Genomic DNA, 24,561 nt, shown 5'->3' on the forward strand with positions numbered 1-24,561 from the left:
CAATTTGATACATGTGCGCGCCATACTCTCGTTTAACCTGACAGTTCAAGCCCATGCAGGGCGCACCCGTCTCGCCCACTGCATGTGGCGGACCCCTCACACAGGAGAGAAGTGATATGAATCCCAACGATACGCCCAGGTCAGTTTCATCGAACAAATCGGGTTGCCAGGTCTCCGAAATCTCGATCGCGCAATTGGTGGGCCAGGTCTATGAATTCGCACCCCCCGCCGAGCGCAGCCGCCTGCTTGAGCATCTGCTCAAGCCACTGGGCGTGCTGTCCCTCGTCGCCGTGGCCAATGGCATCTTCGCGAGCATCCGGTTTCGCAGCGGGTGGCCGGACGTGCACGTTCGCATGGAGGATGCTCAAAACGTACAGGCCCGCGACGTGATCACCCTGGTCAACCATGTGCAGCAGGTCAGCGCCCACGCCGTCGATGGACTGGCCACTTTGCTTGCGGCTTCGCCGGCGATGGCGGGCTCGGCCGCCGCGGCGCTGCTGGTAACCGTGCTGCTGCAGCGCGCCCGAACCCGTCGCGCCGGTGACGGTGAGCTTGGCGATTCTGGCCCAGCGCGGGCCTGAGCGAGCCAGCTGGCAACAAAACGTCATGCCGGCGCCAATCGCCAGGCTTTGACGAAAAACCGCCAATTTCCCGCTAAGTTCGCCAGGACACAGACGGGCGCCACGCGGCCTGCTCCAATTGATTCACAACGCGTGCTGATGCACCCTCTCAGAGGATGGGCAATGCGGTGGAGATCGACATGTATATCGGCGCCGGCACCCTCCTGATCATCATTCTTCTGGTTATTTTTCTACGCTAGAACACGCCCCACGAATCACCCCGTGCCCGCACGCCAGGGGCGCACGCAGGAGCAAGTTCATGTACAAAAATAGCCAGACCTTCAAATTGTCCGACGACGAGGCCAGCCGGTTCGCCGTGCGCCACCGGGAACTGCCACATTGGGCACTCGGGTCGTCCCTTGACCTGCGCGCACCGGTGTGGCCGGGGATTCTGGCGACGCTGGGCATCATCGCCCTGCTGCTGACCTTTCATCAGGTCGTGCTGGGGGCCGTGGAGCAAGGCGACCTGCGACGGCAAGTCAACGCCACGCATGTCGAAGCAACGTGGCGCTGCAACGCCTTGCAGGGCCTGCGCGCCAGCGACGCCTGCCTGACGCAGCTGAATTCGGCGGCGCCTGGCTACGCCACGCAGCAAGCCGCGAACATGCCACGGGCGCGCCGATCAAATCCCCAGTATGCGCTGACAGCGACCTCAGTTGACGATTGACAATTGAACCAGTAGCTCCCGGCGCCTATATTCGATCAGGGGCGGGCAGCAAGTCGCAGCCGGCGAAACGCTCAGCATCGATCAACAACCGGAGGAATTTACATGCTTAAGAACAAAGTTGCGCTCGTCACCGGCGCTTCGTCGGGCATCGGGCGCGCCGTCGCGCTGATCTGCGCTCGCGAAGGCGCCAGGGTGGTGGTGTCGGATATCCAGCAAAAAGGCGGGGAAGAAACCGTGGCACTGGTGCGCGCGCAGGGCGGCGATGCGATTTTTGTGGCGGCTGACGTTGGCAAGCCGGAGGACGCCGAGGCGTTGGTGGCGCGTGCCATGGCACATTACGGCCGGCTTGACGTGGCCTGCAACAATGCCGGCATCGGCGGCCCGCAGGCCCCCACGGCAGACTACCCGCTGGACGGCTGGGCGCAGGTGATCAACATCAACCTGTCGGGCGTGTTCTATGGCATGAAGTACCAGATTGCGGCCATGCTCAAGACGGGCGGCGGCTCCATCATCAACGTCGCCTCCATCCTGGGGGCGGTCGGCTTTGCCACGTCCCCGGCCTACACGGCCGCCAAGCACGGTGTGGTGGGTCTGACCCAGGCGGGCGCGCTGGAATACAGCGCGCAGGGCGTGCGCATCAACGCCGTCGGACCGGGCTTCATCCACACGCCGATGATCAGTGCACTCGAGCAGGATGCGGGCGCGAACGCGATGCTGGTGGCGGCCCACCCCATCGGCCGGCTGGGCCGCGCGGAAGAAGTGGCCGAACTGGTGGCCTGGCTTGCCTCGGATCGTGCTTCATTCGTCACCGGCGCCTACTACCCGATCGACGGCGGCTACCTGGCGCGCTAACTGCAGTTAGTTTGATTTCGCTACGGCGTTGCGCTGCTCTGATTGGGAATCCCATCGATGGGCGCCTCGTCCGTGCCTATCGTTGTGCGGGTAAATGACTCCACCTGCGCGCGGGTGCCCTCGGGATCGCGCAGCCAGTTGGCGTAAAAATCGAACGGGCAGGCGGCCACGCCCTTGTCGCCTTCACCCGAGTTGATCACACCCGTGTAGCCGCGGTGCAGCAGCTTGAAGAGATGGTTCTCGGACTGGCCATTGCGCCGGAAGTCGCGAATCAGGCTCTTGGACAGGGCCGCATACTGAATGCCCATCTCCTCCTCGCCGCACTCGCCCAGCGTCCGGCCGTCAAAGCCGATCAGGGCCGAGTGCCCGAAGTACGAATACACCCCGTCAAAGCCCGCCGCGTTGGCCACGGCCACATAGGTGTTGTTGGCAAAGGCCATGGCCTTGGAGATCAGGATTTGCTGCTCCTTGGCCGGGTACATGTAGCCCTGGCAGCGCACGATCAGCTCGGCGCCCTTCATCGCACAGTCACGCCAGATTTCCGGGTAGTTACCGTCATCGCAAATGATCAGGCTGACCTTCATGCCCTTGGGCCCGTCACTGACGTAGGTGCGGTCGCCCGGATACCAGCCTTCAATGGGCACCCAGGGCATTATTTTTCGGTACTTCTGCACAATCTCACCCTGGTCGTTCATCAGGATCAGCGTGTTGTAGGGCGCCTTGTGGGGGTGCTCTTCATGGCGCTCGCCGGTAAGCGAAAAGACGCCCCAGACCTTGGCCTTGCGGCAGGCGGCGGCAAAGATCTCCGTCTCGGCGCCCGGCACGGTGGCGGCGTTCTCATACATCTCTTTGGCGTCGTACATGATGCCGTGCGTGCTGTACTCGGGAAAGATCACCAGATCGAGTCCGGGCAGACCCTGCTTCATGCCTTCGACCATGCGGCCAATGTTGCGCGCATTCTCCAGTACCTCGGCCTGGCTGTGCAGCCGGGGCATTTTGTAGTTGACCACCGCCACGCCGACGGTGTCCTTGCTGCTTGATATATCGCCGTGAATCATATTGACCTCATTCGTTGATGCGACCTCGCGGTCAGTGACTGATCATCCAGGGGCGCTTGCCCGGGAAGGCCTTGTTGCCGTTGGGGGCCGTTACCGTGGCCCCGCGCTTGCCGGTCGAACAGCAACCGCAACCGGCCGGGTGTTTGAGCCGCGCATAGTCGCCGGAGCGTTTGGGCTCGTGTCGGGCACGCTCGTTGGCATCCATGGCACGGCGCGTGCCACCCTCCATCAGGGCCAGGTGGGGAGCGCTGGCAAACACGCGCGGTGCAGCACCGCCACACTCGGGGCAGACAGCCGCCTCGTTGCGTGCGGCCAGCGTGCGAAACGCGTCGAAGCCCCCGCACTGGGGGCAGGCGTAGTCATAGGTGGGCATGGGGCTGGCCTCGTGTTGTGTCAGATCAGGTCGTGCGACAGCGGCATGTCGACCTTGCCGTCGATGTGCTTGATGGGCCCCAGCGCATTCGGGTTGATGTCGAAGTCGAAGATCTGCGTCGGCAGCCACAGCGTGGCGCAGGCATTGGGCACGTCGACCACGCCGCTGATGTGGCCCTGCACCGGCGCCGTGCCGAGGATGGAATAGGCCTGGGCGCCGGAATAGCCGAACTTCTTCAGGTACTCGATGGCGTTCAGGCAGGCCTGGCGGTAGGCCACGTTGACGTCCAGGTAGTACTGCTTGCCGGTCTCGTCGACCGAGATGCCTTCGAAGATCAGGTAGTCGTTGTAGGCCGGCGTGATGACGCTGGGCTTGAAGATGGGGTTCTTGATGCCGTACTTGGCCATGCCGCCCTTGATCAGGGTGACCTTCATGTGCACCCAGCCGGCCATCTCAATGGCGCCGCAAAAGGTGATCTCACCGTCGCCCTGGCTGAAGTGCAGGTCACCCACGGAGAGGCCGGCGCCATCTACATACACGGGGAAGAAAACCTTGGAACCGCGCGACAGATCCTTGATGTCGCAATTGCCACCGTGCTCGCGCGGTGGCACTGTGCGCGCGCCCTCGGCGGCGGCCTTGGCGCGGGCCTCGCCGGTCATCTTGCCCATGTGGGCGGTACCGGCAGACGGCGGGTTGGCCAGGCCAGGCACGCGGGTCGGATCACTGTCAATCAGGTTCTGCTCGCGCACATTCCACAGGTCCAGCATCGCCCGGTCAGGCAGGCAGCCGATCAGGCCCGGGTGGATCAAGCCGGCGAAGTTGACGCCGGGGATATGGCGTGAGCTGGTGAACATGCCCTTGAAGTCCCAGATCGATTTCTGGGCCTCAGGGAAATGTTCAGTCAGGAAACCGCCGCCGTTTTTCTTCGAGAAGAAACCATTGAAGCCCCACAGGCTGTCCTGCTTGGCGCCGATGTCGAGCAGGTCCACCACCAGCAGGTCGCCGGGCTCGGCCCCTTTGACGCCGACCGGGCCCGACAGGTAGTGCACTGTGCTCAGGTCGATGTCGCGCACGTCGTCGGCACTGTCGTTGTTCTTGATGAAGCCGCCCGTCCAGTCGAAGGTCTCCAGGATGAAGTCATCGCCGGGATTGACCCAGCAGGCCATCGGGATGTCCGGATGCCAGCGGTTGTGGATATTCTCGTTGTCGGTGGGCGATTTGCTCAGGTCAACTTTGATCAGGGTATCGGTCATGTCACTTCTCCTGGGTTAGGGCGGTTTCGGGATTTTTGATGCTTGCAACTACACGGACAGGTACTGCTTGATGCGCGCAACGTCGGTGTCGGCGCGGGCTGTCTCATGGACCAGCCTGCCGCCTTCTATGACGAAAAGACGGTCAGCCACTTCGAGCGCGAAGCTCAGAACCTGCTCACTCACAACAATCGTGATTTCGCGCAGCTTCCGGATTTCGTTGAGCGCCTTGGCGATGTCCTTGATGATGGAGGGCTGAATGCCCTCGGTCGGCTCGTCCAGCAGCAGTACCTTCGGATTGGTGACCAGCGCCCGGGCGATCGCCAGTTGCTGTTGTTGGCCGCCCGACAGATTGCCCCCCTTGCGCCGGCGCATGTCCCAGAGCACGGGGAACAGCGCATAGATCTCTTCGGGGATCACCCGGTGCCTGGCGTTCTCCAGCCCGGTCTGGATGTTTTCCTCCACCGTCAAGGTGGGAAAGATCATGCGGCCCTGCGGCACGTAGGCGATGCCCTTGGCCACGCGACGGAAGCTTTCGTCGTGGCTGATTTCCTGGCCGGCCACCGTGACGGAGCCACTGCGCGTGGGCAACACGCCCATGAGGCTTTTGAACAGCGTGGTCTTGCCCATGCCGTTGCGGCCCATGATGGCCACGGTTTCCTTGCTGGCGGCATCGAACGAGATTCCGTGCAGCGCCTCGCTTTGCCCATAGGCGACGAAAAGGTCTTTCACATTCAACATGGTTTGGCTCCTCAATGACCCAGGTAGACGTCGATGACCTTGGGGTCGTTCTGCACTTTGTCCATCGACCCTTCGGCGAGAATTTTTCCCTGGTGCATGACCGTCACCTTGTGGGCGATCTGCTTGACGAATTCCATGTCGTGCTCGATCACGATCACAGACCGGTTCCTGCAGATGCGCTGCAACAGCTCGGCGGTCAGCTCGCGCTCCCGGGCGCTCATGCCGGCAATGGGCTCGTCGAGCAGCAGCAGTTCCGGGTCCTGCATCAGCAGCATGCCGATTTCAAGCCACTGCTTCTGGCCATGACTCAGCAGCCCGGCCTCGGTGTCGAGTTTGTCGGCCAGGTGAATATCCTGAGCCACTGCTTTGACGCGGTCCTTCACCTCATCGGTGCACTTGAATGCCAGCGCCCCCATGACGGATCGGCCCTTGGGAAAAGACACCTCCAGGTTCTGGAAAACGCTCAGGTTCTCGTAGATCGAGGGCGTCTGGAACTTGCGGCCTATGCCCATGCGCACGCGCTGGAACTCGGCCATTTTGGTCAGCTCGGTGTTCTTGAACTTGATGCTGCCGGCCGCCGCCTTGGTCTTGCCGCAGATCAAATCCAGCAGGGTAGTTTTGCCCGCTCCGTTGGGGCCGATGATCACCCGCAACTCGTTCTTGTCGATGTAAAGCGTCAATGCATCGATGGCCTTGAAGCCGTCGAAGGAGACCGTCAGGTCCTCAACGGCGAGCGCGAAATCCGTATTGCTCATGGCTTGCTTTCTGGTTCAGGCTTGTTGGCCGCTGATGCCGGAGGGCAGCTTGGCGGTATCTTCCGTGCTGCTGGAGGCAGCCACTGCGCTTGAAGGCAAGCCGGCTTTGCCCAGGCGCCATCTGTTCCACCTGGGAACCACGTGATCCACCCACACACCGGCCAGTCCCATCGGGAAGGCCATGGTGACGCCAATGAACATGCCGGCCATCAAGAACAGCCACAGGTCCGGGAAGCTTTCCGAGAAATAGGTCTTGCCCGCGTTGACCAGCAGCGTGCCGTACACCGCGCCAACCAGGCTCATGCGCCCGCCGACCGCGGCGTAGATCACCATTTCGATCGACGGCACGATGCCGACAAAGCTGGGGGACATGAAGCCGACCTGCAAGGAAAACAGCGCACCACCAATGCCCGACAGCGCCGCAGCGAGGCAGAAGGTAAAGACGCGGAAGTTGGCCACGTCGTAGCCGGAGAAACGCACCCGGTCCTCCTTGTCGCGCATCGCCAGCAGCAGGGTGCCGGCCTTGCCGGTCTGGATCCAGCGGCACAACAGGATGCTGCCGATCAGCAGCGCGACGCAGAGGTAGTACAGGATGTACTTGGCCGAGTCGGTGCGCGTGTCCCATCCCAGCACGGTCTTCAGGTCGGTCATGCCGTTGACCCCGCCGGTATAGCCCTGCTGGCCGATGATCAACACGGTGACAATGAGCGCCACCGCCTGGGTGATGATGGCGAAATACACCCCGCCTACGCGGCGCTTGAACATCGCATAACTGATGATCCAGGCCAGCAACGAAGGCACCGCCACCACCGCGATCAGCGTCAGTGGCAGGCTCTTGAAGGGCAGCCAAAAAACCGGCAGCTCGGTCAACTGGTTCCAGTCCATGAAGTCTGGAATTCCTGGGGTGGACTGGATCTTGGTGGTGATCGGGTCACTGGCCTCCAGTTTCAGAAACATGGCCATCGCGTAGCCGCCCAGGCCAAAGAAAACGCCCTGCCCCAGGCTCAGCACGCCACCGTAACCCCACACCATCACCAGCCCGATGGCGACAAAGGCATAGGTGAGGTACTTGCCCACCAGATTCAGGCGGAAGATATCGAGCGCCAGCGGAAAAACCACGGCCAGCAACACGGTGAGCAGCAGCAGGCTGGCCAGCTGGTAGCGCTTGATCAGGTCTTTGAAGTCATTCATGGGGTAGTGCTCCGGGTAATTTTTCGGACGTTCAGCGCCGCACTTTGCTGGCAAAGAGTCCTTGCGGCCGGATCATCAGGATCAGTACCACCAGGGACAGCGTGATCACTTTGGCCATCGAGCCGGACAGGAAGAATTCGGTGATCGACTGGGTCTGGGCAATGCCAAAGGCCGACACCACGGTGCCCAGCAGGCTGGCCGCACCGCCAAAAGTGACCACCAGAAATGAATCGACGATGTAGAGCGAGCCGGAGGTCGGCCCGGTGGAGCCGATCGTGGTGAAGGCCGCACCGGCCATGCCGGCAATGCCGCAACCGATGGCAAAGGTCAGGCGGTCGGTTTTCTGGGTATTGATGCCGATGGCATTGGCCATCGTGCGGTTGCTCACCGTGGCGCGCACTCTGAGTCCCCAGCGGCTTTTGGCCAGGGCGATCAGGACGCCACATGTCACCACGGTGGTGAGGCCAAGCACGAACATGCCGTTGATCGGGATGTCCAGCCCCGGCGCAGGCGCCCAGGAGCCCAGCAGCCAGTCTGGCAGCGTAGGGCTTACCTCTTTGGGCCCGATGAAAGTCCGAAAGGCCTGCTGCATGGCCAGGCTGATACCCCAGGTCGCCAGCAAAGTGTCCAGTGGACGTTTGTAGAGATGGCGGATGAGCGCCCACTCGACCAGCCATCCCATTCCAAAAGAAAAGGCGAAGGCCAGCACGATGGCGACAGGAAAATACAGATCATGCATTTGCGGCGCGTACTTCTCGGCCAGCGTCGAGCCCAGAAAGATGGTGTAGGCGCCAATGGTCATGAACTCGCCATGCGCCATATTGATCACCCCCATCTGGCCAAAAATGATGGCCAGCCCCAGACCCATCAGCAGGAGCACCGCAAACAGGCTCAGACCTGCAAAGCCCTGCATCAGGCCGATGTTTAGCATCTCGGAAAAGTTCATGGCGTACTCGCTGTATCAGGCTGGCTATATCAGGCCGGTTGGGGCGGGCCCGGCGTACCGGGCCCGAAGGGATTACTGGTAGCCTTTGGGGAACGGATCGGGTTTGATCAGCGCGGGCGACTCGGCCACCACCTTGAACGTGCCGTCGAGTTGCCCCTGGGCAATACGCGATTTGCTCCACAGGTGATGGTTGGCGTCAAGCTTGACGTAGCCCTCGGGAGCGGTCTTCAGCTCGATGTTGCCGGTCTCCGAAGCTGACACCACCTTGTCGACGTCGAAGCTGCCGGCCTTCTCGACCGCCGCTTTCCACAGCCAGGGGCCCAGGTAGCCTGCCTGGGTCACGTCGCCGATCACGGCGTCCTTGCCGTACTTGGCCTTGAAGGCCGCGACGAATGCCTTGTTGTTGGGGTTGTCCAGCGACTGGAAGTACTTCATTGACGAGTAGAAGCCGGCAAAGTTCTCGCCGCCGACGCCGGTCATCTCGTCCTCGGTGACCGCCAGGGTCAGCAGCAGCTGCTTGTCGCCCGTGATGCCGGCGGCCTTCAGTGCCTTGTAGAAGGCCACGTTGGAGCCACCCACCACAGCGGTGAAGATGCAGTCAGGCTTTTGCAACTTGATCTTGTTCATCAGGGAGCCGAAATTGGTGCTGCCCAGCGGGTAATACTCTTCGCCGACGACCTTGCCCTTCTGGAAGTTTTCAATGTGCTTGCGGGCGATCTTCATCGACGTGCGCGGCCAGATGTAATCCGAGCCGATCAGGAAGAACGTCTTGGCCTTCTTCTCCTTCTGTGCCCAGTCCAGGCCGAAGAGGATCTGCTGAGTGGCTTCCTGGCCCGTGTAGATCACGTTTTTGCTCTGCTCCAGGCCTTCGTAGAAGGTCGGGTAGTACAGCAGACCGTTCTCTTTTTCGAACACTGGCAACACGGCCTTGCGCGAGGCCGAGGTCCAGCAGCCAAACACGGCGGCCACGTGGTCGTTGACCAGCAACTTCTTGCTTTTCTCGGCAAAGGTGGGCCAGTCGGAGGCGCCGTCTTCCTTGATCACCTTGATCTTGCGACCCAGGATGCCGCCCATGGCGTTGATCTGGTCGATCGCCAGCTGCTCTGCCTGGATCGAGCCGGTCTCGGAGATCGCCATGGTGCCGGTGGATGAGTGCAGCTGACCCACGGTGACTTCGGTGTCGGTGACGGCCAGTTTGGTTGTATTGACCTTGGCCGTGGGGAATTGCTGGGCCTGCGCCCATTTGGGGAGCACTGCCAGCGGCAAGGCCGCGGCCATACCCTGCATCAGGCGGCGCCGGTTGTTCGAAGAGGGTGAATCGCGATGGTCGTTTGACATGGTGAGCTCCTGCGGTTGATGGAAAGGGTTGAAAGCTTGCGCTTGGTGAGATGAATCATCTTCACAAAGGCACTCCCATCCAATACGTCAATCAACGTAGACAGCGGTCGCGATTGGCCTGAGAAGTGGCCGGCACACTTCTTGCAAAAGCCTTCATCATTCGACGGAGTCCGTTTTGACCATTGCCACGCAGAAAATATTCCGTATCCGTCGCGAGTACAACGCCTGGGTCGCGGACGAATCGATCGAGGACTACGCGCTGCGCTACACGCCGCGCGGTTTTCGCAAATGGTCGGAATGGCGGGTGGGCAACACCGCCTTCGGCGCGGTGTCGTTTCTTGCGCTGGAGGCCATTGGCGGCGCCATCGCCCTGAACTATGGCTTCACCAATGCGCTGTGGGCCATCATCGTGGTGGGGTTGATCACCTTCCTCACCGGCCTGCCCATCACCTACTACGCCGCCCGCTACGGGGTCGACATGGACCTGCTGACGCGGGGTGCGGGCTTTGGCTACCTGGGCTCGACCATCACCTCGCTGATCTACGCCAGCTTCACTTTTATCTTCTTTGCGCTGGAGGCCGCCATCATGGCGCTGGCGCTGCAGATGTACCTCGATATCCCGATCGCCTGGTGTTACGTGATCAGTGCCTTGCTGATCGTCCCCATGGTGGTGCGCGGCATCACGCTGATTTCGAGGCTGCAGATGTGGACCCAGCCACTTTGGGGCGTGCTGCTGTTGTTGCCCTACCTCGCGGTCCTGTGGAAGAACCCGCAGGCGTTCTCCGATTTCACGGGCCTGGCCGGCCACACCTCGGGCAGCAGCGAATTCGATCCGCTCATGTTTGGTGCAGCGGCGACCGTCGCATTCTCCCTTGTGGTGCAGATCGGCGAACAGGTGGACTTCCTGCGCTTCCTGCCCGAAAAGACCCAGGCCAACCGCAAACGCTGGTGGACCGCCGTGCTGATGGCCGGACCGGGCTGGATCGTGCTGGGCATGCTCAAAATGCTGGGCGGCGCGTTCCTGGCCTTTCTGGTCCTGCAGCACGAGCTGCCGGTGGCCAGGGCGGTGGAACCCACGCAGATGTACCTGGCCGGATTTTCCTATGTGTTCACCGACCCGGCGTGGGTGCTGGCGGCCACGGTGCTGTTCGTGGTGCTGTCGCAGCTCAAGATCAACCTCACCAACGCGTACGCGGGGTCGCTGGCGTGGTCCAACTTCTTCGCACGGCTGACCCACAGCCACCCGGGCCGTGTCGTGTGGCTGGTGTTCAACGTGGCCATCGCCCTGCTGCTGATGACGCTGGGGGTTTTCTCCGCGCTGGAAAAAGTGCTGGGGCTCTATGCCAATGTGGCCATTGCGTGGGTCGGCGCGCTGGTGGCCGACCTGGTCATCAACAAACCCCTGGGTCTCAGTCCGCCGGGCATCGAGTTCAAGCGGGCCCATCTCTACGACATCAACCCGGTCGGCCTGGGCTCGATGCTGCTGGCGGCCGCCGTCGCCGTGGTCGCCTACACCGGCCTCATGGGCCCGCAGGCCGAGGCCTTTTCACCGTTCATTGCGCTCGCCACCTCCATGGTTCTGTCACCGCTGCTGGCATGGTTCACCAAGGGGCGTTACTACATCGCCCGTCAGCCGCAGGCGATGGGTGTACCGGGTCAAATGGTGCGTTGCCATGTGTGTGAGAACGCCTTCGAGGCAGAAGACATGGCCAGCTGCCCGGCCTACGGCGCCCCCATCTGCTCCCTGTGCTGCACGCTGGAGTCACGCTGCCACGACCGCTGCAAAACCCGATCGCGCGCGGCCGAGCAGGCTGAACAGTTCCTCAGCACCCTGCTACCCAGCGCCTTGTCGAGCCGGGTGAACTTTCGGGTCGGCCACTACATCGTCGTGACGCTGTCACTGTGTGCCCTGCTCGCCACGGTCATGGGCATGGTGTACACGCAGGAGACGGCCCTGCCGCTTGCCGCCGATCCGGTCGCCCTGTTGCGGTCTGCCTTCGTGAAGGTGTTTGCCATGCTGCTGCTGATCGTGGCGGTCTGCAGCTGGTGGGTGGTTTTGGGCAGCGAAAGCCGACGCATGGCGCAGGACGAGTCCAACCGCCAGAACCAGCTGCTCTCGCGCGAGATTGAGGCGCATCAGCGCACCGATGCAGCCCTGCAGGCCGCCAAGGAACTTGCCGAGTCTGCCAATCAGGCCAAGACACGCTATGTGGCAGGCATGACACACGAGTTGCGAACACCACTCAACAGCATCCTGGGGTACTCGCAAATCCTGCTCAAAAGCGAAGTGCTGGCCAACACCTCTCGCGAAGCCGTGCAAACCATTCATCGCAGCGGTGAACACCTGCTGGCGCTGGTTGACGGACTGCTGGACCTGGCCCGCATCGAGGCGGGTCGGCTGCGGCTGGAGCCGACGCCGCTGCCCCTGCCCGACTTTCTGGACGAGTTGGTGAGCATGGTGCGGCCACAGGCCGAGGCCAAGGACGTGGACTTCACCTACACCCACAGTGGGCGCATGCCAGCCTGGGTGCAGGCGGATGCCAAGCGTCTGCGCCAGATCATCATCAACCTGTTGAGCAATGCCGTTCGCTTTACGGATTCGGGAACCGTGACCCTTCACGTGGATTGCCGCAGTGATGTGATCCGGTTTGACGTGGTGGACACCGGCATCGGCATCGCCCCACAGGATCAGCAGCGCATTTTCCTGCCCTTTGAACGCGGCGCTGCCGGGCGGCGCCGGGGTGAACCGGGCACCGGGCTGGGTCTGACGATCACGGCCTTGCTCACCTCGCTGATGGGAGGGGACCTGTCATTGCAGAGCGAACCCGGCAAGGGCAGCACCTTCAGCGTCCGGCTGTACCTGCGGGAAATCGATGACCCCGGCCCTCTGGCTGACCCGCCACACCAGATCGCTGGCTTCTTCGGCAAGCGCAGAACCTTGCTGGTGGTGGACGACCAGCCAGTGCAACGTCAGATGCTGGCTGGCATGCTCAGCCCTCTGGGCTTTGAAGTCCATGAGGCGGCCAGCGGCATGGAGTGCATCGACAGCCTGAAGGACAACCTGCCAGATGCGATCCTGCTCGACATCAGCATGGATGGCATGGATGGCTGGCAAACGGCGGTTCAAATTCGTGGCAAGGGGTATGACAGCGTGCCCATCATCGTGGTGTCGGCCAACGTATTCGAGAACCAGGCCTCACGGCTCAAAGCCGCAGGCTGCCAGGCGTTTGTGGGCAAGCCCGTGCTTGAGTCAGAGCTGATGGACGCCTTGCAGCGCCATATGGGGTTGGAATGGGTGACCGCAGACGTCCTGCCGCCAGTCCCGGCCTCAGCCGGTCCGACCGGCGAAAGACTCAAACTCCCGGAAGACGCCCGCGCCGAACTCATCCGGCTGGTGCGGCTTGGCCACGTCCATGGCCTGCTCCGCCTGCTTGACCGCTTTGTGGCGGAAGACCCCACGCTCGAAGCCCATTGCACCAGGTTGCGCGGCTTCGTCAGCCGTTGCGAGCTTGAATCCCTGCTGGACCTTTTGACCGAGGAAGAAGATGCCTGCGAATCCTGACCCGCAACGCCCGGTCGTGCTGGTGGTGGATGACACCCCCAGCAGCCTGGGCATGTTGTGCGATACGCTAGAGGGCGAGGGCTACACCGTGCTGGTGGCGCGGGATGGGGATGCTGCGCTGCAGCGCCTTGAACTGGTGGCGCCGGACGCCATCCTGCTCGATGCCGTCATGCCGGGTCTGTCGGGCTTTGACACCTGCCGGCTCATCAAGGCGAACCCGGTGCTGGCGCACATTCCCGTGATCTTCATGACCGGCCTGTCGGAGACGCCGCATGTGCTGGAGGGTTTTGCCTGCGGCGGTGTCGACTATGTGGTCAAACCCTTGCGCGCACAGGAGGTGGTGGCCCGCCTGCACACCCATACCCGCAATGCCCGCATGACCCGGCTGGCCCGCGAGGCCGTTGATGTGGCCGGCTTCGGGGTGGTTCTGGTGGACGCGCGGGGACGCATCGCCTGGCGCTCGCCACAGGCGGCCCGGTGGCTTCAGACCTCGGACAGTGGTGCGGCCGACGGGCGCCTGCCCGAGCCTGTGTACGCCGCCCTGGACGGCGATAGCGACCAGGTGCTATTGACACTGGCGGGCGTGCAGCTGTCGGTACGCAATATGGGACGGGTTGGCATTGGCGAGACCATGCTGCTGCTGGAACAGCGCAGCGCCAATGGAGGCGCCCCCTCCCGACTGGCCAATGCCGCCTTGACGCCACGCGAAACCGAAGTGCTGTCATGGCTGGCCAAGGGAAAAACCAACCGCGACATTGGCGACATCCTCGGCATGAGCCACCGAACGGTGAACAAACACCTGGAACACATTTTTGAGAAGCTCGGGGTCGAGACCCGCGCTGCTGCCGCGGCACTTGCCAGCGGGCACATGCTTTGAGACAGCGACTAGCCCACCAGCACGAAGTCAATGAACCCGCGCTCCACGTTGGTCCCCACCAGCTTGACGCTGACTTTGTCGCCGACTTTCAGACCACCGTCGCCTTCCACCAGTTTGCCGTCGGCGGGCGGTGAAAAAATCCGGACCCAGACGCCGTCGTCGGTGCTGCCATTGACAACGCCGTCAAAGCGCTGGCCCAGGCGGGATTCGAGCAGCAGCGCCGCCTCGGACTTGCGCATGCGCCGCTCCACTTTCTGGGCGGAGTCTTCCTGGCGGGTGCAGTGCATGGCCAGTTCGACCAGCTCGGCATTCGAATACGGTTGCGGCTCATCGGCCAGCGCCGCCTTGAGCAGCCGCGAGGTGATCAGGTCGGGAAAGCGCCGGTTTGGCGCGGTGGAGTGCGTGTAGTCGCGCACGGCCAGGCCAAAGTGGCCAATCGGCGGTCCACCGGGCGTCTCCACCACATACTCGCCGGAACCCATGAGCCGGACGATGACCAGCGACAGGTCGGGAAAGCGCAGCGGGTCGGCCTTGGGGCGTTTGGCCAGAAAGGCTTCGAGTGCCTTGGAATCAGGGTCGGCCGGCAGGGTCTCACCGTACTCCTTGGCCACCGCCACGATGCGCAGCCAGCGCTCGGGCGAGCGCACCACGCGCCGCAACGAGGCGCCGCCCCGCCCCGCCAGATAACGTGCGGTGCAGCCGTTGGTGGCGATCATCACCTCCTCGATCAACTGACGCGCGCGGTTTTGCACCTGCTGGCGAATGTCGACCACCTCCTCACCCTCAAACACAGCGCGCGGCTGGAAAGTCTCCAGCTCCAGCGAACCCTCGGCATGGCGGCGCACCCGCAGTGTCTGGGCGATCAGGTCCTGGGTGCGCAGCTGCGCCTCCATGCCGGGCACGGCCGCCGCCGCCGCAGGCAGGGCGGCGTCGCCATCGATCCAGGCGCTCACGGCGTCATAGGCCAGCTTGGCCTTGTTGCGCACCCTGGCGCGGTACACGGTGGAGCCCGCCAGCGAGCCGTCGGCGTTGAAGACCATCTCGGTCACCAGCGCCAGCCGGTCCTCATTGAAATTGAGCGAGGTCAGGTCGGTGGACAGGCGCTCGGGCAGCATCGGGAAGATGCGGGCCGAGGTGTAGACGGACGTCGTGTTGATGAGGGCGTGCTCGTCAATCGGTGTGCCCTTCTTCACCAGCGCGTCCACATCGGCAATGGCCACCCACAGCCTGACCTTGCCCTGCGCCAGCACCTCGCTGACGGTGAGCTGGTCCAGATCGAGCGAGTCATCGTTGTCGAGGGAACACCAGAGCAGATGGGTGAGATCGCGTATGGCCGGGTCAGCCTCGTTGCCGGGGCCGGTGATGGCAGCCACTTGATGCTCGACACGGGAGGAAAACTCGGGTTCGAGGCCGCGCTCCGCCATGGCGCGGGTGGCAATGCGAACTAGGTCGGAGCGGTGATGGAGGTGTTTGTCGTGCATGAGGGCAATATACCGCGGCGGGCCATGGCCCTCGCCCGCGCGACCCCCCAAACGCCCCGGCCGCCGGTCAGCGGCCGGTGAACAGATGCGAGAGCTCGCGGTTCATCAGGTCAGCGTCCCCGCTGTTCAACTCAAGGAGCCGGCGCAGCCGCGTCAGGCTGGTCACATCGATGTCCTGGCATTCGATGCCGACGTGCTGGTTGTCCAGATGGACGATCTTTCCCGCCATCACGATCCCCTCGCCGCCATCGGTCAGGGGCAGCACCAGGCGGCATTCTTCCTGCAATACGAGCGGCTGTGGCGTGTCAGTCTGCACCAGCGCGCCCTTGAGCGCGATGTCGATCAGGTGGACGTTGATGGTCCGGTCATGCAGGTGCAGCAACACCTCGGCATGAAACGGTATGCGAGAGTAATGACGAAGGCCTTTGATCGTTGTTGTCTTCATGGTGGGTCCCCGAAAACGCTGGTGCGCTGGTGAGTCAGGGGCAAGGTTACGGGGCTTTGCCGCAAAGCGCAATACCGTCCAGCATTCGCTATGCATTTGATAGCTACTAACGCTTATGACACGGGGGCCAGAGGCCAAAACCGCTATATAGATCGAGTCAAGCGCGCCAACCATCCGCACCGCCATTGTGGCGGCGTTTGACGGTCATCAATGCCCATGGCGGCGCCGCCCCTAGCATGGATGGCGCCAGTGATCGGCAGGCGAAGTCCGCCCCGCCGTGTTGACTTGCTGGCGGTATTGAGAGGCACCCATGACAACCTATGCGATGAGCCCTGCCGACGCGGCTTGGTACCACATGGACGGGCCAGCGAATCTGGCCATCGTGACAGGCGTCCTGCTGACGAAGGACCCACTCGACTTCGACCGGGTGCGCGCGGTCTACCAGGAGCGGCTGCTTGGCTTCGATCGCTTCCGCCAGCGCGTGGTTGAGGCCGGTTTCCCCCTGGCGACACCGCACTGGGAGGACATGGCGCACTTTGACATCGACCAGCACCTGCACCACATTGCCCTGGCCGCACCCTACGACCAGGCGGCTTTGCGGGCGCTGATCAGCGACATCGCAAGCACGCCACTGGACCTCACGCAACCGCTATGGCAGGTGTATGTGGTCGACGATGTCGAGGGTGGCAGCGCCTTGATCATGCGTTACCACCACTGCATTGCCGACGGGACGGCGATGATGACGGTGATCGGAAAGCTGTTCGACACGACGCCCGGCGCGCCGCTCCATCCGCATGGAACGACGGATGCCGCGCCGGCTGGCCAGCCCGCGGGCGACGGATTGCTGGCGCCGGCGCTCGACGCGATCGAACGCGCCGCCCACGACGCGATGGCGATGGCCAGCGCCACGGTCGATATCGTCACGCATCCACAGCAGGCAATCGACCAGGCGAAGCGGGTGCTGGGCGGTGCCGGCATGCTGCTGGGCGAGTTGCTGAAAACCTCCGATCCCCAGTCTCCCCTGAAAGGCGAATTCGGGCTTCGAAAGCACGTCGCCTGGTCCCGGCCCGTCGCGATCAAGGACGCCAAGGCCATTGGCGCGCAGCACGGCGCCAAGGTCAACGACGTGCTCGTGGCGGCCATGACGGGCGCCCTGCGCAGCTACCTGAAGGGCCGCGATGTCGACGTCGATCACACCACGCTTCGCGCCATGGTCCCGGTCGACGTGCGCCCGCCGGAGCGGGCTGGCGAACTGGGCAACGAGTTCGGGCTGGTGCTCCTTGATCTGGCAGTGGCCAGCGCCCGCCCGGCGCAGCGCCTGGCCAGGACCAAGGCCGGCATGGATGCGCTGAAACATTCGCCGGAACCGATCGCAACGCGCGTCCTGTTCGACATCCTGGGACGCGTGCCCAAAGCGCTGGAGGACCTCTCCAACGAACTCTACGGCAGCAAAGCCAGCCTCGTCATGACCAACGTCGCGGGGCCGCGCGAATTGCTTTACCTGGCGGGCGTGCCGATCGACCGCATGTTTTCCTGGGCACCCCATCCGGGCAAAGAGCTCGGCATGGCGATCAGCATCCTGAGCTACCGGGGGCTGGCCACCCTGACCGTGATCGGCGACGCGCACCTGGTGCCCGACCCCGAGACGATCACCGACCTGTTCAACCGCGAGTTCGAGACGATGCGCCGCGCGTTGAAGGCGGATACCGCGAAGGCGCCGGCCAGAAAGCGGGCCCCGCGGCATGCCCCACGCTAGCGCAACAGTTGGGCGTTCGCTCGGCAAACTGAGCCCGCCACGGCTGGGCCGTGTCATCGGGCGCGAGCGCCTGTTTGCCCGGATGGAACAGTATGCCGCGGCGCCAGGTATGTGGATCGCGGGACCGCCCGGCATCGGCAAGACCACGCTCGTCGCCACCTACCTCGAAGCGCGGGCCCTGCCCTGCCTGTGGTTGCAGCTCGACGCCGGCGATGCCGACCCTGCAACCTTCGTTCATTTCCTGCGTGCGGCGGCCGCACGGCACGTGCCGCAGCGCCAGTTGCGACTGCCCTTGCCCAGCGCAGACGACCTGCGCGATGTGCCGGGCTTCACGCGTCGCTGTTTCCGGCGCCTCGCCCTCTCGCTTGACCCGCCTTGGGTGCTGGTGCTGGACAACCTGCAAGAGATCGGTCCCGCGGCCCCGCTGCATTCCGGCATTGCCGCCGCGCTGACGGAATTGCCCGGGCAAACCCGCCTGATCGCCATCAGCCGCGAGCCACCGGGCCCCGCCTACGCGCGCGCGCTGGCGAGCCAGCAACTTGCGCTGATTGAGGCCGCAGCATTGCGCTTCAACGACCTGGAAACACGGCAACTTGTGCGATTGCACGACCGGGACTGGCAAGCCAGCGCACTGCGCCACGCGACCGACGGCTGGGCCGCGGCCATGATCCTGCTGCTCGCCGCGCGCAGCGAGCTGGACCCCGAAGCGGCGATGCACGGCGGTGCGGCGCGCGACCGACTGTTCGATTTTTTCGCCGGTGAGGTGATGCAAACGATGGCACCCCCGGACGGGCTGGCACTGATGCGCATCGCCTTCCTGCCCAGCGCCACCGCCGCCATGGCGGTAGCCATCAGCGGCGATCCACACGCCGCCGAACTGTTGGCCGATCTGGCCCGGCGCAGTCTGTTCACGGATCGTCGCGCGGGTCCGCCACCTGCCTATACCTTCCATGCACTGTTCAGCGCGTTCCTTCGTGCGCGGGCCGCGGACCGTCTGGATGCCGAGGCGCTGCGCTCACTGCGCGTGCAGGCGGCGCAGATTCTCGTCGAGCACGGCCAGGCCGATGCCGCCATGGCGCAACTGATCGAAGCCGCGGCGTGGGATGAAGCGCTGACGCTGCTGGTGGCACAGGCCGGGCACTTTGTCGCACAGGGGCGAACGGCCACGGTACGGGGCTGGATCCTGGCGCTGCCTGAAGCCGTGCGCGGCGGTGCGCAGGCATCGTACTGGCTCGGCTACTGTGCACTGGCCAGCGAACCGGCCGACGCGCTGCGCCACCTGGAGCGCGCGCACGCTGGCTTCACGGCGGCTGCGGATGCGCTTGGCTCGTTCTACACCGCCGCGGCGGCCGCCGACGCGATCATTTTCCTCGGCACCAACCTCGACGCACTGGCGCCGTGGATGCCACTGCTGGAGTCCTACGCGCCGGTGTACCTGGCGAGTCGGGATGTTGAGTCCGACCTGCGCGTGCTGCCCGGTCTGCTGGCCGCCTTTGTCCATCGGGAAACGGCCCATCCCCTGACGGCACCACTGGCCGATCTGGCCGAGCGCATGCTGGACCAGCCGCTGGCTGCCAGCCAGCGCATCCTACTCGGCTCGCTGGCCTACTACCTGCTGTGGACGGGCCAGACCGTGCGGCTCGATCGCATCATGATCAAGATCGACCGCATGTGCGCCGGGCAGGATGTGGCGCCCGCAACGCTGTTTCGCTGGTATGGCGTCGGGGTGCTCATCCGGTCGCTGCTCGGTCGCATCGACGAGGCCAGTGACTACGCGCGCCGAGCCCTCGCCCTGGCCAGCCCGGGAGCAGCACCGATGCGCGCCAAAGCCCACCTGCTGATGGTGCTGGCGGCCCTGGCGGCGCGCAACAGCGAACTGGCGCGCACGCATCTCCATGAAGCGGCCAGCGTCCTCCACGCAGACAACCCGATTGATGTGACCACCTACGAGTTCCAGCGCGGCCTGCTCATGATGCTCGATGGCGACTGGCGTGGCGCAGAGCAGCTCATGCGCGCGGCGGTCGCCAGCGGGCATACAAGCGGCTGGCCGCTGCGCGAACACATTGCGCTGCTGGGCCAGACGCTTGCCTGCACCCAGGTGGGTGCCTTCGCTGACGCCGAGGATGCACTGCGGGCCGTGCTGCTGCACCGCTTCCATTCGGTGTGCCGCTGGCACCAGTGGCTGGCGGCGCTGATCGAAGCGTACCTGGCGGAGCGGCAAGACGACCGGCCACGCTGCCTGGCTGCACTTGAACAAGCCTTCACTATCGGTCGGGCCTGCGGCTACGACTTCGGGCCGATGCCGTATTGCTGCGATGACATGATGCCCCGCCTGACCTCGCTCGCTCTCGATCACGGTATCGACCGGCCTTTTGCGCTGCAAATCGTGCGCCGCTACGCCCTTCCCGCACCCAGGGGCGCTGGCGAACATTGGCCCTGGCCGGTTCGCATCCGCACGCTCGGCCACTTCAGCGTCGAGCGCGATGGGGAGCCGGCAAAGTCCTCCCGCAAGGAGAGCCGCAAGCCACTTGATCTGCTGAAAATACTGATGTCCCTTGGCGGCGAGGCGGTACCGGTGACCCGCCTTTGCGCCGCCCTTTGGCCCGAGGCGCCGGGGGATGCGGCTCGCAATTCGTTTGACAACGCCTTGCATCGATTGCGCAAGTTGCTCGGCGGTGACCAGCGGGTGCAACTGCACTCTGGTGGTCTGAGCCTCGATGCCGCCACCTGCTGGACCGACGTGACGGCACTGACAACCTGTCTGACCCAACTGGACCGGCTTGCCAGTGACTGCGACTCGGCATCGCGGCTGGCGCTGCTGGAGCTGGCACTGACGCTCTACCAGGGCGAATACCTCGCCGGCGAAGACGAGCTGCCTGATGTGCTGGTGACGCGCCAACGGCTCCAGACCTGGTTCAGCCGCCAGGTGGGTGCGCAGGGGGCATGGCTGGAGGCGGAGGGACAGTTTGACGCGGCAGTGCGTCTTTACAGGCGCGTCATTGAGCAACAACCCCTGGCCGAGGCAATCTATCGCCGGCTGATCAGGTGCCTGCTCGAACTCGGGCAACGCGCCGAGGCGTACGAGGTCTATCGACGTTGCCGCCAGCAGTTGTCGATCGTTCTGGGCATCCGCACTGCCCCTGAAACCGATGCCCTGGTCGCGGCGCTGCGCAATCTCTAAGCCATTTCTAGGATCACGCTGTTTAGCCTCTGTCTGAGGGAGCGATGCAATCGGCACCGCGACAACACAGGGGAAATTCATGCGACATATCTCTAAACCTTCTTGCTCAATCAGGCTTGGCGCGGGACTGGTGCTTTGGGCGCCCATTCCCGCTTTGGGAGGTTTTTCATGAACCACCATCCTCCATCCCGGCGGGCGTTTCTTGGTGCATCCGGGGCCCTGGCCACAGTGCTCACCCTTGGCCTTCCTGACCTCGCCCAGGCGCAATCACCGATCGACCAGCTGCGTATCCTGTGCAGCGGGCCGGCCGGCAGCATTCCTGACATCGTGGCACGCCGCATCGCGGAGCAATTGACCAGTCACTACCCGCGGGGCGTTGTTGTTGACAACCGGCCAGGCGCCGCCGGGCAGATTGCCGTGACCGCCTTGAAGTCGGCCCCGGCCGACGGCGCAACCGTTCTTCTGGCCCAGGGAGCGATCGCAACCGTCTACCCGTATCTGTACGCCAAGCTGGCGTATGACCCATTTGTCGACCTGCAGCCGGTGTCGCTGGCAGCGGAAATGACGCTCGGGCTGGCGGTGGGACCTGCTGTGCCGGACAGCGTCATCACCGTCCGCGACCTGGCTGAATGGATGCGCCGCAACCCGAAGGCAGCCAACGTGGGCTCGCCCGGCACCGGCACCTTGCCGCACCTGCTCGAAGAGTTGCTGTTTCGGGAAGCCAACGTGCCATGGCAGCACGTCGTTTACGCCGGTGGCCCGCCAGCCATGGTCGACTTGCTGGGCGGACAGATCGCGGCGCTGGTGCTGCCCGAGGGGCTGTTGCGCCAGCATCGGGCGTCGGGCAGGCTGCGGGTGCTGGCCACCTCGGGTGCCCAGCGCAGCACCTATTTGCCCGATGTGGCAACGCTCGTCGAGCAGGGGTATCCCGACCTGGTGGTGCGCGAGTGGTTCTCTTTTTTCATGTCGGGGCGGGTGGCCGCCGCGACGGTAGACGGCGCGTCGCAGGCCCTGCGCGGCGCAATCGCGCGACCCGAACTGGCCGCGGCCTTTGCGGAGTCGGGGATGGTTGCCGCCTCCAGTACGCCGGCAACGCTGGCCGCGCGCATCGCGACCGAGCAGCGCTATTGGGCGCCGGTTATCCGTGCAACGGGCGTGAGGGCCGAGTGATGCGATCCCCCACAGTTGAAACCGGGCCCCAATCTGCCGCCCCGTCCAGCCCGGTCTGGGACAAGGGCGCAGACGGCTGGAACAAGCACGCAACGCTGATCCGCAGCTGGCTGCACGACGTGACGGCCGCCATGCTCGATGCCGCCGGCGTCGCACCCGGCTCGCGCGTGCTGGACATCGCCGCCGGCGCCGGCGACCAGACGCTGGATGTTGCGCGCCGCGTCGGGCCGCAGGGCTACGTGCTGGCGACCGACATCTCAGCACGCATGCTCGCCCTGGCGCAGGAGAACCTGCGTGCTGCCGGTTTGCAGCATGTGGAGACGCGGCTGGCCGATGCGCAGGCGCTGGGTCTCGCTGGGTCTGACTTCGATGCCGCCGTATGCCGGCTCGGATTGATGTTCTGCGCAAACCCGCTGGATGCGTTGAGCGGCACCCGCCAGGCCCTCAAGCCCGGGGGGCGGCTCGCTGCGGTGGTGTTCTCGCAGCCGCAGCACAATCCGTGCCTCGCCATCATGATGGCCACCGCGCTCCAGCATGCCGGCGTGCCGGCGAAACAGCCCTTCGAACCGGGCACGCTGCTCAGCCTGGGCAAGCCAGGTCTGCTGGCACAGCTGCTGGATGACGCCGGCTTCGTCAATATCGAGGTGCAGTCGGTGTCCGCCCCGTTTCGCGTGCCATCGAGTCAGCACTATGTTGATTTCGTGCGGGCATCCGGCTCGCCGGTTATGGCGATCCTGGCCTCGCTTCCCCTACAGGCACAGAAAGATGCATGGGACGACATGGTGCAGCGCTTGAATGTCTTCACAACGCCGGCGGGCTGGGTCGGACCGAACGAGCTGTTGCTGTGTGCCGCGGTAGCACCGGCCGTTGGGAGCGTCTGAAAACGTACCCCGGCCTGAAACATCCGTTTTTCTAGCTATTAAATAAATAGCATACTGCGCATATTTCACGGGGGCTGCAGGCCAAAATGCCGCTCCTCGGTGAAGCAGGGCACCTGGAGGCGACGAGGAAGCTAGCGACGCAGCCGGAGCCGCGAGCGCTCAATGAATCGATCGGTGATTTCCTGCACACGCCGTTGCACCACACGCTCGACGGCACTTCTGGCAATGGCATCGGGAAGCAGTCTCAACGCAAGCGGCTTCGGTATGCTGGCTGTAATCGCCACGTCATAGCTTGCCTGTGTCTGGGCGCCGGCGGATCGAAGCGCCAAGCGGCTGGAATACTCTCCCTGACCTGTCAGCGAACTCCAGCTGGCCCGTGACGCGGCAGGCGCAAGTCCGCGCCAGGGGGTCACAAGGAGAACATGGTCCACCTCATTGAACCGAGCCTGGATGTCGCTGTAGAGTTCGACCTGATAGACGCCGGCCACGGCGGCGCTGTACAGGACCCGGTATCGGTCGTTCGAATACAGCTCCGTCAGACGCAACTCCGGCAAGTCCTGCAACGTCCCGCGAAAATCCCGGAAATGCGCCACTGCCGCTGTCAGATCCGTCGGCAGGGTGAACTCGCGATGGGCCGCGACGGCAATGCTCAAAACAGGCTGTGACATGACCACTACATCGCGCTGAATGTCCGCTTCGAGCAGAACGCCTCGGAGGAGCTGCGCCTATTTACCATGCATCAGCCATGCTCTTGTGTGTCACCTTCTCTGGAGACAGGACCAAGGCCGGGCGCTCTTGCCCGTGCGATCAACACCAGGCCGAACACACCGGCGACACCGAGCCCCAGGTCCTGTGACACACCCAGAAGAAAGGCGGCCTGGACCCCTACAAAACTCCAAAGGACCGGAACAATCAACGGACTGCGCGGATACGGTGCAACCAAAAATGCGAGCAAGCCGATGGTGAATAGGGTGGTGGGACACGGAAGGCCAAATGTCGGCACGGCCGGGTACCGGTGTCCCGCGTAATAAGACCAGGCGGGATACAAGACGAGTGCGAACACGATGAGCAAGGCACCGACCCAAGAGCGGGCACTGGAGGTCCATCGGAAATCAAGCGTGCGACGAACAACGCCTTGCCAAAAAAAGATGCCGGCGCCTGCCAGCGATATCCCCGCGAAGGCATAGGCTAGCGGATTGATCGACGTGAAAAATGCGAGGTGGTACGCCAGACCAAGCCAGGCCCAAAGATAAGCAAGAATGGCGGACACGGCCACACCGGACCAGCGACGCGGGACGAGTACGAGGGCAATGGCCGCAAGGGCGAGCGCAAGCAGAACCACCTGGGCTGGCCACAGGGCTGTGTTGTATTCGCGAAAAACGCCGTAGAACTGGCCGATCGAAAATGGAAGCTGCAC

Annotated in this window: 21 protein-coding genes; 9 read left to right on the forward strand and 12 right to left on the reverse strand. The window is 63.8% G+C overall.

Annotated features, from left to right (window positions below; all coding sequences use genetic code 11):
* Positions 1 to 116: 116 nt before the first annotated feature.
* From Q7T10_RS08340 to Q7T10_RS08350, 3 genes are all read left to right on the forward strand, one after another.
* A complete protein-coding gene (locus Q7T10_RS08340) occupies positions 117 to 581 on the forward strand; it encodes a hypothetical protein (protein ID WP_304747435.1) in 465 nt (154 codons plus the stop codon).
* A 298-nt stretch (positions 582 to 879) separates the two neighbouring features.
* Entirely contained in the window at positions 880 to 1,287 is a 408-nt protein-coding gene (locus Q7T10_RS08345; protein ID WP_304747436.1) for a hypothetical protein, read from the forward strand.
* A gap of 102 nt (positions 1,288 to 1,389) precedes the next feature.
* Positions 1,390 to 2,139 (forward strand): SDR family NAD(P)-dependent oxidoreductase, encoded by a 750-nt coding sequence (locus Q7T10_RS08350; protein WP_304747437.1) that lies wholly within the window; start codon positions 1,390 to 1,392, stop codon positions 2,137 to 2,139.
* Between the two features lie 20 nt (positions 2,140 to 2,159).
* Here Q7T10_RS08350 and Q7T10_RS08355 read toward each other — a convergent pair whose 3' ends face one another.
* The 8 genes from Q7T10_RS08355 to urtA form a co-directional block, all read right to left on the reverse strand.
* Positions 2,160 to 3,197, reverse strand: coding sequence for an aliphatic amidase (locus tag Q7T10_RS08355; RefSeq protein WP_304747438.1), 1,038 nt, complete (start codon positions 3,195 to 3,197; stop codon positions 2,160 to 2,162).
* A 31-nt stretch (positions 3,198 to 3,228) separates the two neighbouring features.
* Entirely contained in the window at positions 3,229 to 3,570 is a 342-nt protein-coding gene (locus Q7T10_RS08360; protein WP_304747439.1) for a zinc ribbon domain-containing protein, read from the reverse strand.
* 20 nt (positions 3,571 to 3,590) lie between these two features.
* Complete coding sequence (gene fmdA, locus Q7T10_RS08365) at positions 3,591 to 4,823, reverse strand: formamidase (protein ID WP_304747440.1); 1,233 nt, start codon at positions 4,821 to 4,823, stop codon at positions 3,591 to 3,593.
* Between the two features lie 48 nt (positions 4,824 to 4,871).
* Positions 4,872 to 5,561 (reverse strand): urea ABC transporter ATP-binding subunit UrtE, encoded by a 690-nt coding sequence (urtE, locus tag Q7T10_RS08370; RefSeq protein WP_304747441.1) that lies wholly within the window; start codon positions 5,559 to 5,561, stop codon positions 4,872 to 4,874.
* 11 nt (positions 5,562 to 5,572) lie between these two features.
* The gene (urtD, locus tag Q7T10_RS08375; RefSeq protein WP_304747442.1) at positions 5,573 to 6,316 is read right to left on the reverse strand and encodes an urea ABC transporter ATP-binding protein UrtD; all 744 of its coding nucleotides are present in this window, start codon (positions 6,314 to 6,316) and stop codon (positions 5,573 to 5,575) included.
* A gap of 15 nt (positions 6,317 to 6,331) precedes the next feature.
* On the reverse strand, positions 6,332 to 7,507 hold the full coding sequence (gene urtC, locus Q7T10_RS08380) for an urea ABC transporter permease subunit UrtC (protein WP_304747443.1): 1,176 nt from the start codon (positions 7,505 to 7,507) through the stop codon (positions 6,332 to 6,334).
* Positions 7,508 to 7,538: 31 nt separating this feature from the next.
* Positions 7,539 to 8,453, reverse strand: a complete 915-nt coding sequence (gene urtB, locus Q7T10_RS08385; protein WP_304747444.1) for an urea ABC transporter permease subunit UrtB — start codon at positions 8,451 to 8,453, stop codon at positions 7,539 to 7,541.
* A 72-nt stretch (positions 8,454 to 8,525) separates the two neighbouring features.
* On the reverse strand, positions 8,526 to 9,791 hold the full coding sequence (urtA, locus tag Q7T10_RS08390) for an urea ABC transporter substrate-binding protein (RefSeq protein ID WP_304747445.1): 1,266 nt from the start codon (positions 9,789 to 9,791) through the stop codon (positions 8,526 to 8,528).
* Between the two features lie 175 nt (positions 9,792 to 9,966).
* On the opposite strand from urtA, the gene Q7T10_RS08395 reads away from it, so the two are divergent.
* Together Q7T10_RS08395 and Q7T10_RS08400 are read left to right on the forward strand one after the other, a co-directional pair.
* The gene (locus Q7T10_RS08395; protein WP_304747446.1) at positions 9,967 to 13,353 is read left to right on the forward strand and encodes an ATP-binding protein; all 3,387 of its coding nucleotides are present in this window, start codon (positions 9,967 to 9,969) and stop codon (positions 13,351 to 13,353) included.
* A complete protein-coding gene (locus Q7T10_RS08400) occupies positions 13,337 to 14,230 on the forward strand; it encodes a response regulator transcription factor (RefSeq protein WP_304747447.1) in 894 nt (297 codons plus the stop codon). The genes Q7T10_RS08395 and Q7T10_RS08400 overlap by 17 nt, the downstream gene beginning before the upstream one ends.
* Before the next feature lie 8 nt (positions 14,231 to 14,238).
* Here Q7T10_RS08400 and Q7T10_RS08405 read toward each other — a convergent pair whose 3' ends face one another.
* On the reverse strand, positions 14,239 to 15,711 hold the full coding sequence (locus tag Q7T10_RS08405; RefSeq protein WP_304747448.1) for an RNB domain-containing ribonuclease: 1,473 nt from the start codon (positions 15,709 to 15,711) through the stop codon (positions 14,239 to 14,241).
* Between the two features lie 67 nt (positions 15,712 to 15,778).
* Positions 15,779 to 16,156, reverse strand: a complete 378-nt coding sequence (locus tag Q7T10_RS08410; protein ID WP_304747449.1) for a PilZ domain-containing protein — start codon at positions 16,154 to 16,156, stop codon at positions 15,779 to 15,781.
* 310 nt (positions 16,157 to 16,466) lie between these two features.
* Between Q7T10_RS08410 and Q7T10_RS08415 the strand changes: the two genes are divergently transcribed.
* The 4 genes from Q7T10_RS08415 to Q7T10_RS08430 all read left to right on the forward strand — a co-directional run bounded on the left by Q7T10_RS08415 (position 16,467) and on the right by Q7T10_RS08430 (position 23,144).
* Positions 16,467 to 17,912 carry a wax ester/triacylglycerol synthase family O-acyltransferase gene (locus Q7T10_RS08415; protein ID WP_304747450.1) on the forward strand — a complete coding sequence of 482 codons (1,446 nt, stop codon included), beginning with the start codon at positions 16,467 to 16,469 and terminating at the stop codon, positions 17,910 to 17,912.
* Positions 17,899 to 21,093, forward strand: a complete 3,195-nt coding sequence (locus tag Q7T10_RS08420) for a BTAD domain-containing putative transcriptional regulator (RefSeq protein WP_304747451.1) — start codon at positions 17,899 to 17,901, stop codon at positions 21,091 to 21,093. Before Q7T10_RS08415 ends, Q7T10_RS08420 begins: the two co-directional genes overlap by 14 nt.
* A gap of 168 nt (positions 21,094 to 21,261) precedes the next feature.
* Complete coding sequence (locus tag Q7T10_RS08425; protein ID WP_304747452.1) at positions 21,262 to 22,263, forward strand: tripartite tricarboxylate transporter substrate-binding protein; 1,002 nt, start codon at positions 21,262 to 21,264, stop codon at positions 22,261 to 22,263.
* Entirely contained in the window at positions 22,263 to 23,144 is an 882-nt protein-coding gene (locus tag Q7T10_RS08430) for a class I SAM-dependent methyltransferase (protein WP_304747453.1), read from the forward strand. The genes Q7T10_RS08425 and Q7T10_RS08430 overlap by 1 nt, the downstream gene beginning before the upstream one ends.
* 131 nt (positions 23,145 to 23,275) lie before the next feature.
* On the opposite strand, the gene Q7T10_RS08435 is transcribed toward Q7T10_RS08430, so the two are convergent.
* Positions 23,276 to 23,812: a hypothetical protein gene (locus tag Q7T10_RS08435; RefSeq protein WP_304747454.1), complete on the reverse strand. Its 537-nt coding sequence runs from the start codon at positions 23,810 to 23,812 to the stop codon at positions 23,276 to 23,278.
* Between the two features lie 71 nt (positions 23,813 to 23,883).
* Entirely contained in the window at positions 23,884 to 24,561 is a 678-nt protein-coding gene (locus tag Q7T10_RS08440; protein WP_304747455.1) for a DUF6064 family protein, read from the reverse strand.

Source organism: Rhodoferax sp. (assembly GCF_030646845.1).
GTDB lineage: Bacteria > Pseudomonadota > Gammaproteobacteria > Burkholderiales > Burkholderiaceae_C > Rhodoferax.